This window comes from Micromonospora sp. CCTCC AA 2012012, from assembly GCF_040499845.1.
Taxonomy (GTDB): Bacteria; Actinomycetota; Actinomycetes; order Mycobacteriales; family Micromonosporaceae; genus Micromonospora; species Micromonospora mangrovi.
Window position 1 is genome coordinate 4,587,940 of record NZ_CP159342.1, and the last position, 15,889, is coordinate 4,603,828.

At 73.1% G+C, this 15,889-nt stretch carries 16 protein-coding genes; 7 read left to right on the top strand and 9 right to left on the bottom strand.

Annotation, left to right across the window (positions count from 1 at the left end):
- Nucleotides 1–38: 38 nt before the first annotated feature.
- From ABUL08_RS20265 to ABUL08_RS20280, 4 genes are read right to left on the bottom strand one after another with little or no spacing between them, the layout of a single operon-like run.
- Nucleotides 39–662, bottom strand: coding sequence for a hypothetical protein (locus tag ABUL08_RS20265; RefSeq protein WP_350931510.1), 624 nt, complete (start codon nt 660–662; stop codon nt 39–41).
- A gap of 42 nt (nt 663–704) precedes the next feature.
- Entirely contained in the window at nt 705–1,289 is a 585-nt protein-coding gene (locus ABUL08_RS20270) for a DNA-3-methyladenine glycosylase I (RefSeq protein WP_350931511.1), read from the bottom strand.
- A 41-nt stretch (nt 1,290–1,330) separates the two neighbouring features.
- Nucleotides 1,331–1,828 carry an SRPBCC family protein gene (locus ABUL08_RS20275; RefSeq protein WP_350931512.1) on the bottom strand — a complete coding sequence of 166 codons (498 nt, stop codon included), beginning with the start codon at nt 1,826–1,828 and terminating at the stop codon, nt 1,331–1,333.
- Nucleotides 1,825–2,556, bottom strand: coding sequence for a DivIVA domain-containing protein (locus ABUL08_RS20280; protein WP_350931513.1), 732 nt, complete (start codon nt 2,554–2,556; stop codon nt 1,825–1,827). Before ABUL08_RS20280 ends, ABUL08_RS20275 begins: the two co-directional genes overlap by 4 nt.
- A gap of 161 nt (nt 2,557–2,717) precedes the next feature.
- Between ABUL08_RS20280 and folP the strand changes: the two genes are divergently transcribed.
- Nucleotides 2,718–3,587 (top strand): dihydropteroate synthase, encoded by an 870-nt coding sequence (gene folP / locus ABUL08_RS20285; RefSeq protein ID WP_350931515.1) that lies wholly within the window; start codon nt 2,718–2,720, stop codon nt 3,585–3,587.
- Between the two features lie 10 nt (nt 3,588–3,597).
- Here folP and ndhC read toward each other — a convergent pair whose 3' ends face one another.
- A complete protein-coding gene (gene ndhC, locus ABUL08_RS20290) occupies nt 3,598–3,975 on the bottom strand; it encodes an NADH-quinone oxidoreductase subunit A (protein ID WP_350931516.1) in 378 nt (125 codons plus the stop codon).
- Nucleotides 3,976–4,105: 130 nt separating this feature from the next.
- Between ndhC and ABUL08_RS20295 the strand changes: the two genes are divergently transcribed.
- From ABUL08_RS20295 to ABUL08_RS20305, 3 genes are all read left to right on the top strand, one after another.
- Nucleotides 4,106–5,560: a hypothetical protein gene (locus ABUL08_RS20295; RefSeq protein WP_350931517.1), complete on the top strand. Its 1,455-nt coding sequence runs from the start codon at nt 4,106–4,108 to the stop codon at nt 5,558–5,560.
- A 316-nt stretch (nt 5,561–5,876) separates the two neighbouring features.
- On the top strand, nt 5,877–7,721 hold the full coding sequence (locus tag ABUL08_RS20300; protein WP_350931518.1) for a 2-oxoacid:acceptor oxidoreductase subunit alpha: 1,845 nt from the start codon (nt 5,877–5,879) through the stop codon (nt 7,719–7,721).
- A complete protein-coding gene (locus ABUL08_RS20305) occupies nt 7,714–8,781 on the top strand; it encodes a 2-oxoacid:ferredoxin oxidoreductase subunit beta (protein ID WP_350931519.1) in 1,068 nt (355 codons plus the stop codon). Before ABUL08_RS20300 ends, ABUL08_RS20305 begins: the two co-directional genes overlap by 8 nt.
- A 94-nt stretch (nt 8,782–8,875) precedes the next feature.
- Here the strand turns inward: ABUL08_RS20305 and ABUL08_RS20310 are convergent, their stop codons facing one another.
- Nucleotides 8,876–9,892: a potassium channel family protein gene (locus ABUL08_RS20310; RefSeq protein ID WP_350931520.1), complete on the bottom strand. Its 1,017-nt coding sequence runs from the start codon at nt 9,890–9,892 to the stop codon at nt 8,876–8,878.
- Between the two features lie 155 nt (nt 9,893–10,047).
- Here ABUL08_RS20310 and ABUL08_RS20315 point away from each other — a divergent pair, with 155 nt between their 5' ends.
- Complete coding sequence (locus tag ABUL08_RS20315; protein ID WP_350931521.1) at nt 10,048–10,716, top strand: helix-turn-helix domain-containing protein; 669 nt, start codon at nt 10,048–10,050, stop codon at nt 10,714–10,716.
- A gap of 135 nt (nt 10,717–10,851) precedes the next feature.
- On the top strand, nt 10,852–11,448 hold the full coding sequence (locus ABUL08_RS20320; RefSeq protein WP_350931522.1) for an ATP-dependent Clp protease proteolytic subunit: 597 nt from the start codon (nt 10,852–10,854) through the stop codon (nt 11,446–11,448).
- A 303-nt stretch (nt 11,449–11,751) separates the two neighbouring features.
- Here ABUL08_RS20320 and ABUL08_RS20325 read toward each other — a convergent pair whose 3' ends face one another.
- Nucleotides 11,752–13,539, bottom strand: a complete 1,788-nt coding sequence (locus ABUL08_RS20325) for an adenylyl cyclase (protein WP_350931523.1) — start codon at nt 13,537–13,539, stop codon at nt 11,752–11,754.
- Nucleotides 13,540–13,663: 124 nt separating this feature from the next.
- Nucleotides 13,664–14,017: a winged helix-turn-helix transcriptional regulator gene (locus ABUL08_RS20330; RefSeq protein ID WP_350931524.1), complete on the bottom strand. Its 354-nt coding sequence runs from the start codon at nt 14,015–14,017 to the stop codon at nt 13,664–13,666.
- A 122-nt stretch (nt 14,018–14,139) separates the two neighbouring features.
- On the opposite strand from ABUL08_RS20330, the gene ABUL08_RS20335 reads away from it, so the two are divergent.
- A complete protein-coding gene (locus ABUL08_RS20335) occupies nt 14,140–14,988 on the top strand; it encodes an SDR family oxidoreductase (protein ID WP_350931525.1) in 849 nt (282 codons plus the stop codon).
- Nucleotides 14,989–15,034: 46 nt separating this feature from the next.
- On the opposite strand, the gene ABUL08_RS20340 is transcribed toward ABUL08_RS20335, so the two are convergent.
- Nucleotides 15,035–15,811 carry an HAD-IIB family hydrolase gene (locus ABUL08_RS20340; protein ID WP_350931526.1) on the bottom strand — a complete coding sequence of 259 codons (777 nt, stop codon included), beginning with the start codon at nt 15,809–15,811 and terminating at the stop codon, nt 15,035–15,037.
- Between the last annotated feature and the right edge of the window lie 78 nt (nt 15,812–15,889).

Here is a 15,889-nt window from a genome sequence, read left to right on the forward strand (position 1 = left end):
CCGGCCCTCCCCGGCACCGTAACCCGGCCGACGGTGGGTCAGTCGTCCTCTTCGGGATCCTGGTTGGCCTCCGCTCCGAGCACGAACGCCTGCATGGCCAGCTCGTCGCCGGAGGGCGAGACGAACGCCGGCAGCTCGCGCGGCCCCAGCTCCTGCACGTACGACCAGAAGATCCCGACCGCCTCGGCGGGCGAGGTCGCCTCGATCGGCAGATCCAGGCTGACCAGCCAGGTGCGGCGGGACGGCGGCGGGCCGAGCCGGTCGGCCAGCTCGCGCCAGGCGGCCACGTCGAGCGGGCTCACCGGCCCGTGCGGGGCCGGCCGGTCGACCGCCACCGGACGGTCGAAGGCCCGCCGGGTGTACGTCACCACCAGCGTCCCCGGCCCGGCCTCGGACTGCGGGTCGTCGGGATCCTCCCGGGTCTCCCCGGTGGCCGCCGCGACCCGGCCCAGCGCCACCAGTCGGGGCGGCGCGTCGACCAGCACCGCGACCGGCTCGCCGGGGCGGGGCCGGGCGACGCCGTCCAGGCCGGTCAGCTCCAGGGTGTCGTGGTGCACCAGCCGCTCGGCGTCGTACCGCTCGGCGGGCAGGAGCACGGCCCACGCGCCGGTCCCGGTGCCGCCGTCGATGGTGCCGGTGGCGCGCTGCTCGGTGTCGGTCATGTCCCAATCCCATCACGCCGGCAGGGGGTCGGTCCGGTCACGTCACGCTCCGGCCGCCGCCCGGGCGACGTGGCAGCCGGCGAGGTGGTCGTCGACCATCCCGGTGGCCTGCATCAGGGCGTACGCGGTGGTGGGGCCGACGAAGCGGAAGCCGCGCTTCTTGAGCGCCTTGGCCATCGCGGTGGACTCCGGGGTCAGCGCCGGCACCTGCGCGAACGACTCCGGTCGGGCGGCCCGGGGCGCCGGCGCGTACGACCACAGCAGCGCGGAGAGGCCGTCGGGCAGCTCCAGCGCGGCCCGGGCGTTGGCGACCGCCGCCTCGATCTTGGCGCGGTTGCGGACGATCCCCGCGTCGGCCATCAGTCGGGCCACCTCGGCTTCGCCGTAGCCGGCGACCGTGCCGATGCGGAACTCGTCGAAGGCGAGCCGGAACGCGGGCCGCTTGCGCAGGATGGTCAGCCAGGAGAGCCCCGACTGGAACGCCTCCAGGGTGAGCCGCTCATAGAGCGCGTCGTCGCCGCGCAACGGCCGGCCCCACTCCCGGTCGTGATAGACGGCGTAGTCCGGGGTGCTCGATCCCCAGGCGCACCGGGGCAGCCCGTCCGGGCCGGTAACCAGGTCACTCACGGCGTACACGCTAGGCCAGCCCACCGACAGCGGGCCGTGGGTCAGGGCAGTCGGCCCTGCTCCACCAGCCGGGCGAACTTCTTCAGCGCCTGGGTGAGGCTGAACTTCGAGCCGGGCCAGAGCACCGGCCAGGCGACCCGACCGGCGGCACCGCCGGGCAGGTGGAACCACTCGTGCCAGACGACCTGGGTCCGGTCCCGTTCCATCGGGGTGCAGCGCAGCACGCCCGGGCCGCGCAGCAGCTTGCCGCAGTGCACCACGCCCACCTCGTACGGGGCGTCGACCCGGACCACCCGCATCTCGTCGCGCAGCGCCGCCGGACCGAGCGCGGTGACCGCCTCGACCAGGCTCCCCTCGCCGCCGTCGCCCTCGACCACCCGGACGGTGGTGAACGGGATCCAGTCGGACTGCCGCTCCCAGGCGGTCAGCGCGGCGAAGACCCGCGCGGCGGGCGCGTTCACGATCACGGTGGCGGTGATCTCACCGGCACCGGGCTGGGCGGCCTCGGCGAACCCGTCGGCGTCCCCGGGCCCGGTCACGCCGACTCCGATCGCACCACCGGGCCGCGGTCCCGCTCGCCCTCGACGTCGTCCGCGCCGGCAGCGGTGGCGTCCACCCGCTCCGGGCCGGTCGCGTCGGCGCCGGTCGCCTCCGGACCGGTCCCGTCCACGGGCGCGGTCGCGTCGGCCACGGAACCGGCCTCGACCGGGGCGGGTTCGGCGAGGGCCGGCTCGGCGGGGGCGGTGGGATCGGCCGGCGGGCGCAGCGTCACGGCGGGTGCGGCGACGACGTCGGCGCCCGCCCCGGCCGTCGGGTCGGTGGCCGGGGCGGCGGACTCGTCGGCGGCCGGACCGTCCACCACGGCGGCGTCGCCCTCGGCGGGCGGGGTGTCGCCGTCGGCCCGGGCGCCGGCCGACTCCTCCCGTGCCCGGCGCAGCGCGTCCGCCTCGGCCGTACGGCCCTCGCGGAGCGCGGCGACCTCCGCCTCCAGCACGCCGATCAGCTCCGACTTGTAGCCGATGTCGTAGGCCGCCCGGCGCATCGCCTGGTCCACCTGCGCCATCCGGTAGCCGCGCAGGGCGGTGTCGAAGCGGACCTCGGCGACGTCGGCCTCGCGCAGCGGTCGGCTGCCGGGCAGCGGTACGGCCCGGCCGTCCGGCTCGGCCGGCGCCAGGCCGGGATCCCGTCCGGAGACGAGCACGGTCACGCCGAACACCACCGCCGCGACGGTGAGCGCGACGACCAAGAGGAGAAGAACCTCACCCATGGGGAGATCGTGGCACGCGGGCGGGCCGCGGGCGAGCCCTCCGCGCGCTCCGATCATGAATCGCAACCCGGCGTACCGGCCCGGCCGGGTGTCGGCGGACCGGCTAGCGTCGGGGGCGGCCGGCGGCACGGGCGACGGCCGGCGGAGACCAGGAGGCGGACATGACCGGGGCGCTGCGGCTCGGCGGGCGGACCTTCTCCCCCGGTGAGCTGGTGGTGATGGCGATCGTCAACCGGACGCCGGACTCGTTCTTCGACCGGGGCGCCACCTACGCGGCGGACAGCGCGCTGCGGGCGGTGGAGCGCGCGGTCGCCGAGGGCGCGGAGATCATCGACATCGGTGGGGTGAAGGCCGGTCCCGGTGACGAGGTCGACGTGGCCGAGGAGATCCGCCGGACGGTGGACACCATCGCCGCGGTCCGGGCCGCCTTCCCGGACGTGGTCATCTCGATCGACACCTGGCGGGCCGAGGTGGCGGTGGAGGCGGTCGCGGCCGGCGCCGACCTGCTCAACGACACCTGGTCGGGTGCCGATCCCGCGCTGGCCCGGGTGGCCGCGGAGACCGGGGCGGGGCTGGTCTGCTCGCACGCCGGTGGGCTCTCTCCGCGTACCCGGCCGCACCGGGCGGCCTTCGACGACGTGGTGGCCGACGTGGTGTCGACGGTGACCGGGCTCGCCGAACGCGCGGTCTCCCTCGGCGTACGCCCCGACGGCATCCTGATCGACCCGGCGCACGACTTCGGCAAGAACACCCGCCACTCGTTGGAGATCACCCGCCGGCTGGCGGAGCTCTCCGGCACGGGGTGGCCGTTGCTGGTCGCCCTGTCGAACAAGGACTTCATCGGCGAGACGCTCGACCTGTCGGTGCCGGAACGGCTGGAGGGCACCCTCGCGGCGACGGCGGTGTCGGCGTGGCTGGGTGCCCGGGTGTTCCGGGCGCACCAGGTGCTGCCGACCCGCCGGGTGCTGGACATGGTGGCCTCGATCCGCGGGGACCGGCCGCCCGTCGCCACCCGTCGCGGCCTGGCCTGAGCGGGGCCGCTCAGGTCCAGCGGAGGATGTTCTTCCGCCAGGCGTAGAGGATGCCGAGCGCCACCACGGCGACGAAGACACCCATCTCCACCACGGTCGTCACCCCGAATCCGGGCCGGTCGAAGACCAGCGCCCAGGGGAAGAGGAAGACCGCCTCGACCGCGAAGAGCACGTAGAGATAGGCGTAGACGTAGTAGCGGATCTGCATCTGCGCCCAGTCGCCGCCGACCGGGTCGAGGCCGCACTCATAGCTGGTCCGCTTACCCCAGGGATCAGCCGGACGGGCAGGACGTAACATCCGGTTGGCCGAGAACGCTGTGACGAAGAAGAGAACGCTCGCCACCAGAAGGAGACCGAGCGTGGCGTAGGAGCCGAGATAACCCGTCACGGTGGGTCAGCCTACCGGGCCGGTCGTCACGCGGAACGGAACACGTTACGGATTTGTTTCCTCGCCGGACTAGTGCCTTACGGCAACTATTACCGAATAATGAAGCCTCACTGAGTGTCACGGAGGACAGATGGCTCGCCCCCGCGTACGCCCGGCTCGGCGGGTCTCCGCCCCGCGCACCTCCGTACTGCTCGCCGCGTCGCTGGCGGTCGGACTCGCGACGGCGGTCGCGGTGGCACCCGGCTGGGCGACCGCGTCGCCCGTGGTCACCGGCTCCGGCACCACGGTGAACGACCCGCCCGCCGATCCCGGCGCCGACCCGACCGACGCCACCCCGACCGTGGACCCGACCGCGACCGATCCGGCGCCGACCACGCCGCCGCCGACCGAGAGCGCGCCCCCGGAGACCACGGCACCCCCGCCGCCGCCCCCGCCGACCACCGCGCCGGCGCCGGCCCCGACCACCACCGCGCCCGCCAACCCGGCGCCGACCACCACCGCCCCGGCTCCCCCGCCGCCCGCCCCGGCCCCGCCGCCGCCCGCCCCGGCGCCGCCGACGGTCCCGCCGGCGCAGCCCGGCCAGCCCGTCGGCCACCTCGGCGTACGGGTGACCACCGACGACGTCGTGCTCACCCCGGCCTACTGGAACGCCGAGACCACCGTGGCCACCCTGCGGGTCACCATCACGAACGTCGGCACCGCACCGGAACTGGTCCGCCTCGGCTACACGCTGCCCACCGGCCTCACCGACGCCGGCACCCCCGGCTGCGCCGCGGCGGGCGGCGGCAGCTACCGGTGCGGCGAGTGGGCGACCGCGCCGGGCGCGCGGTTCAGCAGCTCGATCCGGGTACGGGTCAGCGCCACCGCCTGGCGGGCCATGCCGCTCAGCGGCTCGGTCCAGGTGACCGCCACCGCCCCCGGGGTGACCGGCTCGACGGCCGACAACGAGGGCTTCGCGGTGCTCTTCCCGCCCGGCCCGCCCGTGCCGGGCATCTCGCTCCGCGCCGACGAGGTGGCCTTCGACATCAGCGGCGGCGCGAGCAGCCTCTCCGTACGCCTGGGCAACACCGGCTCGGTGGACGCCGCCGGTCGGGTCGAGGTGATCCTGCCGGACGGGGTGACCGCCCCGAACCCGCCGGCCGGCTGCGTCGCGGTGGCCCCGACCCGGACCCGGTGCGACGTCGGCGCGGTGCCCGCCGGCCGGTACGCCACCCTGCGGCTGCCGGTCTCCGCGACCGCCGAGGCGCAGCGGAACGCTCCGCTCTCCGGCGCGGTGGTCGGCCGGCTGGACCCGCGCAGCGGTCACGACAAGCAGGTGCAGATGACCTTCCGGATCACCGCGGCGGCGGCGCTGGCGACCCCGGTGGCGACGCCGGTCCCGACCGGTTCGCAGGGCGTGCTCGTCGCCGCGGGGCAGGGCGGCGGCGACGAGGGGCTCACCTCGGTGCAGCGGACGGCGATCACCCTGATCACGGTCTCCGGGTTGCTGGTGGTGCTCGCCCTCGCGCTGGCGACCACCTCGCTCCGCCGCCGGATGAGCGGGTCGAGGCGCGAGCCGACCCCGGCGCCCAGCGGTACGGAGTGACCCGTCGACCTTCTGGTGTGCGGTGATCTGGGTTACGGCCAGCGGTACTAAACGCCCGAAAGCCGGGCATACACCCGCCCGATCGGGTCCCACACGTCGGACCTCAGCCAAGGCGGCCCTAACCGCGCGACGTAGGCTCTGACGTGAGGAACGGAGCAAGCCGGACCACCTGCGGATGGACCGGCACGGCGTCGCGTCAAGGAGGTCACGTGGCCGGGCAAGGCGGGGTCACCATCATGTTCAGCCGCCCCTGCGTCGTGAGCGCGAGGAGCGAGTCGGTTCTGCGAGCCCCGCAGTCGCGAACGAAGGTGGCACAGTGACCAAGCAGATCCGTCAACTGGACCGGGTGGTCATCCGGTTCGCCGGCGACTCCGGCGACGGCATGCAGCTGACCGGCGACCGGTTCACGTCGGAGACGGCGCAGCTGGGCAACGACATCTCCACGTTGCCGAACTTCCCGGCGGAGATCCGGGCACCCGCCGGCACCCTGCCCGGCGTGTCGAGCTTCCAGGTGCACTTCGCCGACTACGACATCCTGACCCCGGGTGACGCGCCGAACGTGCTGGTGGCGATGAACCCGGCGGCGCTCAAGGCCAACCTGGCCGACCTGCCGCGCGGGGCCGACATCATCGTCAACACCGACGAGTTCACCAAGCGCAACCTGGCCAAGGTGGGTTACACGACCAGCCCCCTGGACGACGACTCGCTCGCCGGTTACGTGGTGCACCCGGTGGCGCTCACCTCGATGACGGTCGGCGCGCTGGCCGAGCAGGACGTGTCCAAGAAGGACGCCGAGCGGGCCAAGAACATGTTCGCCCTCGGCCTGCTGTCGTGGATGTACTCCCGGCCGTACTCCTCGACGCTGCGGTTCCTGGAGCGCAAGTTCGCCGCCCGGCCGGAGCTGGTCGCGGCGAACGTGGCCGCCTTCCGGGCCGGCTGGAACTTCGGCGAGACCACCGAGAACTTCTCCGTCCGGTACGAGGTGAAGCCGGCGAAGATGCTGCCGGGCACCTACCGGAACATCACCGGCAACGCGGCGCTGTCGCTGGGCCTGGTGGCCGCCGGGGTCCGCTCCGGCCTGCCGGTGTTCCTCGGGGCGTACCCGATCACGCCGGCGTCGGACATCCTGCACGAGCTGAGCAAGCACAAGCGGTTCGGCGTGGTGACCATGCAGGCCGAGGACGAGATCGCCGCGGTCGGCGCGGCGCTGGGCGCCTCGTACGGCGGCGCGCTCGGCGTCACCACCACCAGCGGTCCCGGCGTGGCGCTCAAGAGCGAGACCATCTCGCTGGCGGTGGCCCTGGAGCTGCCGCTGGTGGTCGTGGACGTGCAGCGGGCCGGGCCGTCGACGGGCATGCCGACCAAGACCGAGCAGGCCGACCTCAACATGGCGCTGCACGGCCGGCACGGCGAGGCCCCGGTCGCGGTGATCGCGCCGAAGTCGCCGTCGGACTGCTTCCACGCGGCGCTGGAGGCGGCGCGGATCGCGCTGACCTACCGCACCCCGGTCATCCTGCTGTCGGACAACTACGTCGCCAACGGCTCCGAGCCGTGGCTGCTGCCCGACGTGGAGAGCCTGCCCGACCTGCGGGTGGAGTTCGCCACCGAGCCCAACGGCGAGGACGGCACCTTCCTGCCCTACCTGCGGGACCCGCAGACCCTGGCCCGGCCGTGGGCCGTCCCGGGCACCCCGGGGCTGGAGCACCGCATCGGTGGCCTGGAGAAGGCCGACAAGACCGGTGACATCTCGTACGACCCGGCGAACCACGACTTCATGGTGCGCACCCGGGCGGCCCGGATCGAGACGATCCCGGTGCCGGACGTCGAGGTGGAGGACCCGGACGGCACCGCCCGGGTGCTGGTGCTCGGCTGGGGCTCCACGTACGGGCCGATCGGTGCGGCCTGCCGGGGGCTGCGTCAGCGTGGGCTCCCCGTGGCCCAGGCGCACCTGCGGCACCTGTCGCCGATGCCGGCCAACCTCGGTGAGGTGCTGCGGTCGTACGACCGGGTCGTCATCCCCGAGATGAACCTCGGCCAGCTCGCCCACGTGGTCCGGGCGAAGTACCTGGTCGACGCGATCGGCTACAACCAGGTCCGCGGTCTGCCGTTCACGGCCGCCGAGCTGGAGACGATGCTGGAAGAGGTCCTGAAGAATGTCTGAGCCCGTCACCCTCAAGCTCACCGCCAAGGACTTCAAGTCCGACCAGGAGGTGCGCTGGTGCCCCGGCTGCGGCGACTACGCGATCCTCGCCGCCGTGCAGCAGTTCATGCCGGAGCTGAACATCCCGCGCGAGAACATCGTCTTCGTCTCCGGGATCGGCTGCTCGTCGCGCTTCCCGTACTACATGAACACCTACGGGATGCACTCGATCCACGGGCGTGCCCCGGCGATCGCCACCGGCCTGTCGGTGTCCCGGCCGGACCTGTCGGTCTGGGTGGTCACCGGTGACGGCGACGCGCTCTCCATCGGCGGCAACCACCTGATCCACGCGCTGCGCCGCAACGTCAACCTGAAGATCCTGCTCTTCAACAACCGGATCTACGGCCTGACCAAGGGGCAGTATTCCCCGACCTCCGAGGTCGGCAAGATCACCAAGTCGACCCCGGTCGGCTCGGCGGACGCGCCGTTCAACCCGCTGTCGCTGGCGCTCGGCGCGGAGGCCACCTTCGTCGGCCGCACCATCGACTCGGACCGCAAGCACCTCCAGTCGGTGCTGCGGGCCGCCGCCGAGCACCAGGGCTCCGCGTTCGTGGAGATCTACCAGAACTGCAACATCTTCAACGACGGGGCGTTCGAGCCGCTCAAGGAGCCGGGCACCCGGGACGACTTCCTGATCCGGCTGGAGCACGGGCAGCCGATCGTCTTCGGCGCAGCCGGCAAGCCGAACAGCCAGGTCGGCGGCAAGGACGGGCAGTTCTGCGTCGTCCACCCGCCGGGTGGCTTCGGCCTGGAGGTCCGGGAGACCGCCTCGGTCCGCCCCGAGGAGATCGTGGTGCACGACGCCACGGTCGCCGACCCGGCGTACGCGTTCGCGCTCTCCCGCCTGCCCGGGCTCGACCTGCGGAACACCCCGATCGGCGTGTTCCGCTCGGTCGACCGCCCGTCGTACGACAGCGTCGTCCAGGAGCAGGTGGCGACCGCCCGCGCCACCGTCACGGAGACTCCCGAGCAGCAGCTCGCCGCCCTCCTCTCCAGCGGCGACACCTGGACGATCATGTAAGTGACCCACCCGTTTCCACGGAAAGAGGGGCCATTCCCTGAGGAATGGCCCCTCTTTCCGTGCAAGTGCCGCGTGCGAGCCTGCGGGGGGCGGGTCAGGGGGCGGTCGTGGTGGACGGGGGGCGGTCGTCGCGGACGTGGACGAGCATGTCGCCGGTCTCGATCACCGCGCCGGCGCGGTCGTTGAGGGCGACCACCTTGCCCCGGCGGACCAAGGCGATGACCAGCGCCTGCAGCTCGCGCGGGGAGCGGCCCACCTCGTCGCGTTCGGCGGAGCGCATCGCCAGCGCCATGCCCTGCCCGGGGGTGAGCAGATCCTCCACCACGTCGATCAGCGGCGGGGCGGAGGTGGAGAGGCCGAGCAGCCGACCGGCGGTGGCGGAGGAGACGATCACGTGGTGCGCGCCGCTCTGCTTGAGCAGCGGGGCGTTCTCGGCCTCGCGGACCGCCGCGATGATCCGGACCTGGCCGGCGGTGAGCTGCCGGACGGTGAGCGCCACCAGCACGGAGGCGTCGTCGCTGTCGGTCGCGATGATCACCGACTTGGCGGTCCGGACGTGCGCCTGCTCCAGCACCGCGGAGCGGGTCGCCGATCCCTCGATGGCGACCAGCCCGGCCGAGGTGGCCTGCCGCAGGGCGGCACCGCTGCGCTCCACCACCACGATCCGTGACCTGTCCAGGCCGTTCTCCAGCAGGGCGGAGACCGCGCTGCGGCCCTTCGTGCCGTAGCCGCAGATGATGACGTGGTCCTTCACGGTTCTCCTCCACCGCGACAGGCGACGGCCGGTCCGGTACTGCTCGGTCAGGACTTCCAGGGTGGTGCCGACCAGGATGATCAGGAAGAGCACCCGGGCGGGGGTGATGAACAGGACGTTGACCAGGCGGGCCGACTGCGCGAACGGGGTGATGTCGCCGTACCCGGTGGTCGAGAGGGTGACCACCGCGTAGTAGGCGCAGTCGAGCAGGGTCAGCCCGTTCTCGTCGACGTCCCGGTAGCCGTCCCGGTCGAGGTAGACCACCAGGACGGTGAGCAGGACCAGTCCGAGGGCGGCGGCCAGACGCAGACTCAGCGCGCTGAGCGGGCCACGCCGCTGGGCCGGAAAGTGGATCACCGCGGGACCTGTCCCGACCTCGCCGTCGCCTGCACGAGCACAACATATCCGTTGGTGGAGATTCCGCACGCCCGGGTGGCGCAGCGGGTCGGTGGGCGGGACCGGCAGCGGGCATGATGGGGGTGTCCCGGGACGCCGACCGCGAGGAGGCCCGCATGTCGTTGCTGCGACGGGTGATCGGCGGGGTGCTGCGCCGGGTGCGGCTGCGGCAGGGCCGCACGCTGCGCGAGGTCGCGGCGGCGGCCGGGGTCTCCCTGCCCTACCTCTCCGAGGTCGAACGCGGCCGCAAGGAGGCCTCCTCCGAGGTGCTGGCGGCGATCTGCCGGGCACTCGGGATCCACCTCTCCGACCTGCTGGAGGAGGCCCGCGACGAGCTGCGCCGGGTCGAGCGGCGGGTCCCCGCCGGCACGGTGGCGACCGCCCGGCCGGACCGGCTGCCCGTCGCCCGCAGCGAGGTCACCGGCCCGCGCCTGCGGATCGGCTTCCACCCCGACGGCGCACTGCCGCCCGCCGACCTGACTCCGGCCCGGCACACCGGGCTGGAGATCGCCCATCCGAGCCGGCACCAGGCGGGCCTCGGCGACCCGGCGGCACACCGCATCGGCGTGGCGGGACACCGGATCGGTGCCGTCGGGCGTCCGTCGGGCGGGCACGTCGTGCTGGCTGGCGGGACCGGAGACTTCCTCGGGGCGACCGTCGGCGGGTCCGGCCTGCGGGTGCGCCTGATCGCCTCCGTGCCGACCGTCCGCCGCCGTCCGCGTACCTCGGGAGTGCTGGCACGCCGACGGGCCCGGGCGGGCCGGCGGCGTGCGACCGCGGCGTAGGCCGCCCGGTTCTGCCCACGGCCGATCTGCGGCCGGCAGAATCGCTGGGCCCGGTCCGTCGTGCCGGCGCAGGCTGGAGACCGCCGGTTCCCCGGGCGGTGGGTCGCCCGCCGGTGGCGTGGAAGGCGGATCATGATGATCGGGTACGACATCCGGATGCTGGACGCCGGGCAGCCGTCCTTCGGCGACCAGGTCTTCGAACGGCTGCTCAGGGAGCGGATCATCTTCCTCGGCACCGAGGTCACCGACGCCTCGGCGAACCAGATCTGCGCACAGATCCTGCTGCTGGCGGCCGAGGACCCGGACCGGGACATCTACCTCTACATCAACTCGCCGGGCGGCTCGGTCAGCGCCGGCATGGCCGTCTACGACACCATGCGCTACGTGAAGAACGACGTGGGCACCCTGGCGCTGGGCTTCGCCGGCTCGATGGGGCAGTTCCTGCTCTCCGGGGGCGCGGCCGGGAAGCGCTTCGCGCTCCCCCACTCGCGGATCATGATGCATCAGCCGTCCGGCGGGATGGGTGGCACGGCTGCCGACATCACCATCCAGGCCGAGAACATGCTGCACGTGAAGCGGACGATGCAGGAGCTGATCGCCGAGCACAGCGGGCGCACGCTGGACGAGATCCAGCGCGACTGGGACCGGGACCGCTGGTTCACCGCCGAGCAGGCCCGTGACTACGGCCTCATCGACCGGGTGCTCAGCCGGGCGGAGCAGCTGCCCGTCTGACGCCCGCGTTCCGCCGGCCGGCACGGGGGCGGCCGGCGGGGTTCGCCCGCCGGCCGCCGGTGCTGCCCCTCCTCGCCGACCGCCACGGCCTCGACCGGCTGCCACCCGCCCGGACGGACCGGGCAGCGGCGTCCGGACATCGACGACGGCCGACGCCGGACCCGCCCCCTCGTTCGTGTCCGGTGCCCGGCGGCCGTGCGGAACCGGTCATCGAGATAGGACGGAGCCTATGACCGGCCATGGGGCCCCGCACGGGCCGGCGGGCACAGCGCTTTCGGACGAGTTTTCGTTACACGACCCGGATCAGGGGTAGCTCACCACCGGGCTGGTGCCGTACGACCCGACGACCGGGGTGCCGACCTCGTTGACGGTGTGCTCGATGCCGCCGCTGCCGTCGAGGAAGACGGTGACCGCGTCGTGGATCCGCACCCCCGCCCGGCGGGGCACCTCGATCGCCCGCGCGCAGCGGATGTCGACGCCCTGGTTGAAGTACGAGTAGACGCCGAGTCCCCACGCCTCGTGCTCGCGCACGTGGTCGGCGACCTTGTAGGACGCCCAGCCGTGCCCGGTGGGGCTGTCCCACGCCGCCTGGCTCGGCGGGTCGTAGGGCAGTTCGCTCTGGTAGAAGACGGTGCGCCCGCGCTCGCCGGCCCAGACGGTCTGCCACCGCTGGTAGTGCTCCACGAAGAGCCCGTACGCGGTCACGTCGTCGCCGGTGACCAGCACGCCGGTGTCGCCGGTGTTCGCGGTCCAGCCGATGCCGTTGCCGTGGTCGCCGCGCCAGGCCCAGATGTTGTCGACGATGGTGTGCCGGGCGTTGACCACCAGGCTGGTGACGGACTTGCCGACGCCGGGGCCGCCGACGCGGAAGAAGACGTCCTGGAGCGTGATCGGGTTGGCCGCGTGGTTGCGGTGGCTGTTGCGCTTGCCGACCTCGACCAGCACCTCCGACTCGACCGGCCCGGCGTCAACCAGCACGCCGGCGATCCGGACGCCGTCGACGTCCTCGATCCGCAGGGCGGCGTCACCGCTGGTCGGGGCGAGGCTCGGCATGCCGAGGCCGAGCACGACCGTGTCCGGGTGCTTGACCCGCAGCGCCCGCTCCAGGTGGTAGACGCCCGGGGTGAGCAGCAGGTGCCGACCCTGGGACAGCTCCTGGTTGATCTTGCTCGCGGAGTCGGTCGGCTTGGCGATGAAGAAGTCGGCGAGCGACAGCGACGGCACCGGCCGGTCACCGGCGGCCCAGGTGGTGCCGGCCGTGTCGTGGCGCAGCGCCGGCACGGCCACCCGCCAGGCCCCGGCGGGGTCGACGAAGAGGTACGGCTTCTCCCGGATCACCGGGCTGGTCGCCAGGGTGGTGTACGGCGGGTTCGGGAAGCCCTGGGCGGGTGCGCCGAGCACGCCGGAGAAGACCTGGTTCCAGACGCCGTTGGTCCAGTCGCCGCCCAGTTCGCTGTCCCGGGTCAGCCACTGCTGCTGGGAGCCGTTGATGGTGATGCCGTCCACCTTGCAGTCGGCGATGTAGCCGCCGCTGGAGTAGCCGCCGTTGCCGGGCTCCAGCCAGAGGATGCCCTTGATGTGCACGCGACGCATCGGGGACGCCTGGGAGACGGCCCACTGGTTCGACCAGTCGGTCGGGGTGACGGCGAGGTTCTCGGCGGAGCGCCAGAAGTTGGTCAGGGCGGAGATGCCGGCCGGCGAGTTGGGGTCGGCCTGGCCGACGACGCGTACCGCGCCGTGGATGTCGACGTCGTCGGGGTGGCTGCCCAGACCGGCCACGGTGGTGTAGTAGCCGAGCTTCGCGTTGACCTCGTAGCGGCCGGGCTTGAAGAGCACGGCGTAGCGGTCGGCGCCCATCTCGTTGTGTTCCTGTGCGGTGAAGAGCCGGTCCAGGGTGGACTGGATCTCGTCGGCGGGGGTGGCCGGGTCGTAGACGAAGACGTTCGGCCCGAAGTCGGGTTCGACGGCGTCCTCGCCCCCGGCGGGCGCGGCCGAGGCCGGCAGCGCGGGGAGTCCGAGGGCGGTCAGCGAAGCCGCCGACGCGGCGGTGAGGGTGAGGAAGCGGCGGCGGGAGCGGTCGAGTGGTCTCATCGGCCTGCCTGTCGAGGGGTGGGGGTACGGATCGACCGCAGAGCTGAGAGCGCTCTCACGGCCGGGACCTCCTGTTTCTACCCCGTGGACGCCGGTCGCGCCAGAGCACCCCGGTTCCGGAACTTCAGCGGGCGTCGTACCGGGCCCGGGCGGCTTCCACCTCGGCGAGATGGCCGGTGGCCCACGCCTCCAGGCCGGCGACCAGGTCGAGCAGGCTCCGGCCGAGTTCGGTTAGCGCATAGTCCACCCGGGGCGGGACGCTGGCGTGCACGGTGCGGGTGACGATCCCGTCGCGCTCCAGCCCACGCAGCGTCTGGGTGAGCATCTTCTGGCTGATCCCGTCGATCCGCTCCGCGAGATCGCCGTAGCGCCGCTGCCCGTCGGCGAGGGTCAGCACCACCAGGACACTCCAGCGGTCGCCGATCCGGTCGAGGACCTTCCGGCTGCCGCAGTTGCGGTCGAACGGATCCGGCTTCACAAGACGACTCTCTTTCAGTGCGTATCGAACTTCAAGGTGCCCACTCTCCAACGGGAAGTGAGGGCTGCGTGTTCCCGTTGCTGATCGGTGACAGGCCCACCACGAGTACCCCGGGAGTTCCCATGTCCATCGTCGTCACCGGCGCCACCGGCCAGCTCGGCCGCCTGATCGTCACCTCGCTGCTGCGCCGGGGCGTACCGGCCGAACGGATCGTGGCGCTCGGCCGGGACACCGATCGCCTCGCCGACCTGGCCGCGCGCGGGGTGGTCACCCGCCGGGCCGACTACGACGACGTCGAGTCGCTCCGGTCCGCCTTCGCCGGCGCCGAGAAGCTGATGTTCGTCTCCGGCAGTGAGGTCGGTCGCCGGCTGGCCCAGCACCACAATGTGATCACCGCGGCGCGGGCAACCGGCGTCGGGCTGGTCGTCTACACCAGCATCGTCCGGGCCGACACCTCCAGCCTGGTCCTCGCCGCCGACCACCGGGCCACCGAGGAGGAGCTACGCGGCAGCGGGCTGCCGTACGTCCTGCTGCGCAACAGCTGGTACCTGGAGAACTACACCGGCCAGCTCCCGACGTACCTCCGGCACGGCGTCGCCGGCGCGGCGGGCGACGGGCGGGTCAGCGCCGCCACCCGCGCGGACTACGCCGAGGCCGCCGCCGCGGTGCTCACCACCGAGGGTCACCCCGGCCGGGTGTACGAGCTGGGCGGCGCCCCCTTCACCATGGGCGACCTGGCCGCCGAGGTGTCCCGGCAGAGCGGCGCCGAGGTCGGCTACACCGACCTGCCGGTCGAGAAGTACACCGAAGTGCTGGTCGCGGCCGGCCTGCCCGAGGGGTACGCGGCCCTGCTGGCCGACGGCGACCGAGGGCTCGCCCAGGGCGAGCTGGAGGCACCCGGCGACGATCTGGCCAGCCTGCTCGGTCGCCCGCCGACCGGCCTGGCCGAGGCGATCCGCGCGGCCCTCTGAGCCGACCCGCCGCCCCGGGGCCGACCGGTCCCGGGGCGGCCGGCGGTCAGATCCGGTTCACCCGCCGCTGCACCAGGTCGTCGACGAGCGCCTCGACGTAGTCGGCGGTCTCCTCCCAGCGGGTGACGGCCACGCTGTGGATGCCCATCGCCTTGACCGGGTAGTCGTTGCCGCCGACGTCGAGCCGGTCACCGACGAAGAGCACGTTGTCGGTGCCCAGGTCCAGGAACTCCAGCAGCTTCCGCATGCCGTACGCCTTGTCCACGCCCTTGCGGGTGACGTCGATCGAGGTGGAGCCGCCGCCCCGCACCTCCAGGTCCGGCAGCTTCTCCGCCACCGCGTCCCGCAGCCGCTTCTTCTTGCCGCCGTCCGGGTCCCAGCCGTACTTCTCGGCCGGCGGGGCGGACTGGCCCAGCGCCGAGAAGGTGATCTGGCTGCCCCGGTCCTCGATGATGTCGCCCCAGGTCTTCGACTCCCAGAGCCCCAGCGCCTGCGCCGACTCGGTGAGCGCCGCGACCACCCGCGCCTTGTCCGCCTCGCTCAGGTCCTCCGCGTAGACCAGCCGCCAGTCGCCGTCCCACCAGCGGTAGTAGCGGGTGCCGCAGGTGGGCATCAGGTGCAGCCGGACGCGCTGCTCCTCGGTGAGCTCCAGGTGGGCGAGGACCTGCGCCTCGAACTGCTCGAACCGGCCGCCGGAGATGATCAGGACGTCGACCTCGGTGAGCAGGTGACCCAGCAGGTCGGCCATCCGCCGATCGATCCGGGACTTGGAGACCGCCAGCGTGTCGTCCAGGTCGAACGCCACCACTCGAAGATCGTTCATCAGGTACCACCATGTCGTCGCGGGCAGGCCAGGAGTAGCAGGGTACCGACGGTGACCCTCTGACACCCGGGAGGCCCA

Bases quoted from the DNA above. Each gene is read 5' to 3' on its own strand.
- ABUL08_RS20340 (WP_350931526.1), bottom strand. From the start codon at position 15,811: ATGAACGATCTTCGAGTGGTGGCGTTCGACCTGGACGACACGCTGGCG.
- ABUL08_RS20280 (WP_350931513.1), bottom strand. From the start codon at position 2,556: ATGGGTGAGGTTCTTCTCCTCTTGGTCGTCGCGCTCACCGTCGCGGCG.
- ABUL08_RS20335 (WP_350931525.1), top strand. From the start codon at position 14,140: ATGTCCATCGTCGTCACCGGCGCCACCGGCCAGCTCGGCCGCCTGATC.
- ABUL08_RS20305 (WP_350931519.1), top strand. From the start codon at position 7,714: ATGTCTGAGCCCGTCACCCTCAAGCTCACCGCCAAGGACTTCAAGTCC.
- ABUL08_RS20320 (WP_350931522.1), top strand. From the start codon at position 10,852: ATGATCGGGTACGACATCCGGATGCTGGACGCCGGGCAGCCGTCCTTC.
- ABUL08_RS20325 (WP_350931523.1), bottom strand. From the start codon at position 13,539: ATGAGACCACTCGACCGCTCCCGCCGCCGCTTCCTCACCCTCACCGCC.
- ABUL08_RS20295 (WP_350931517.1), top strand. From the start codon at position 4,106: ATGGCTCGCCCCCGCGTACGCCCGGCTCGGCGGGTCTCCGCCCCGCGC.
- ABUL08_RS20315 (WP_350931521.1), top strand. From the start codon at position 10,048: ATGTCGTTGCTGCGACGGGTGATCGGCGGGGTGCTGCGCCGGGTGCGG.
- ABUL08_RS20265 (WP_350931510.1), bottom strand. From the start codon at position 662: ATGACCGACACCGAGCAGCGCGCCACCGGCACCATCGACGGCGGCACC.
- folP (WP_350931515.1), top strand. From the start codon at position 2,718: ATGACCGGGGCGCTGCGGCTCGGCGGGCGGACCTTCTCCCCCGGTGAG.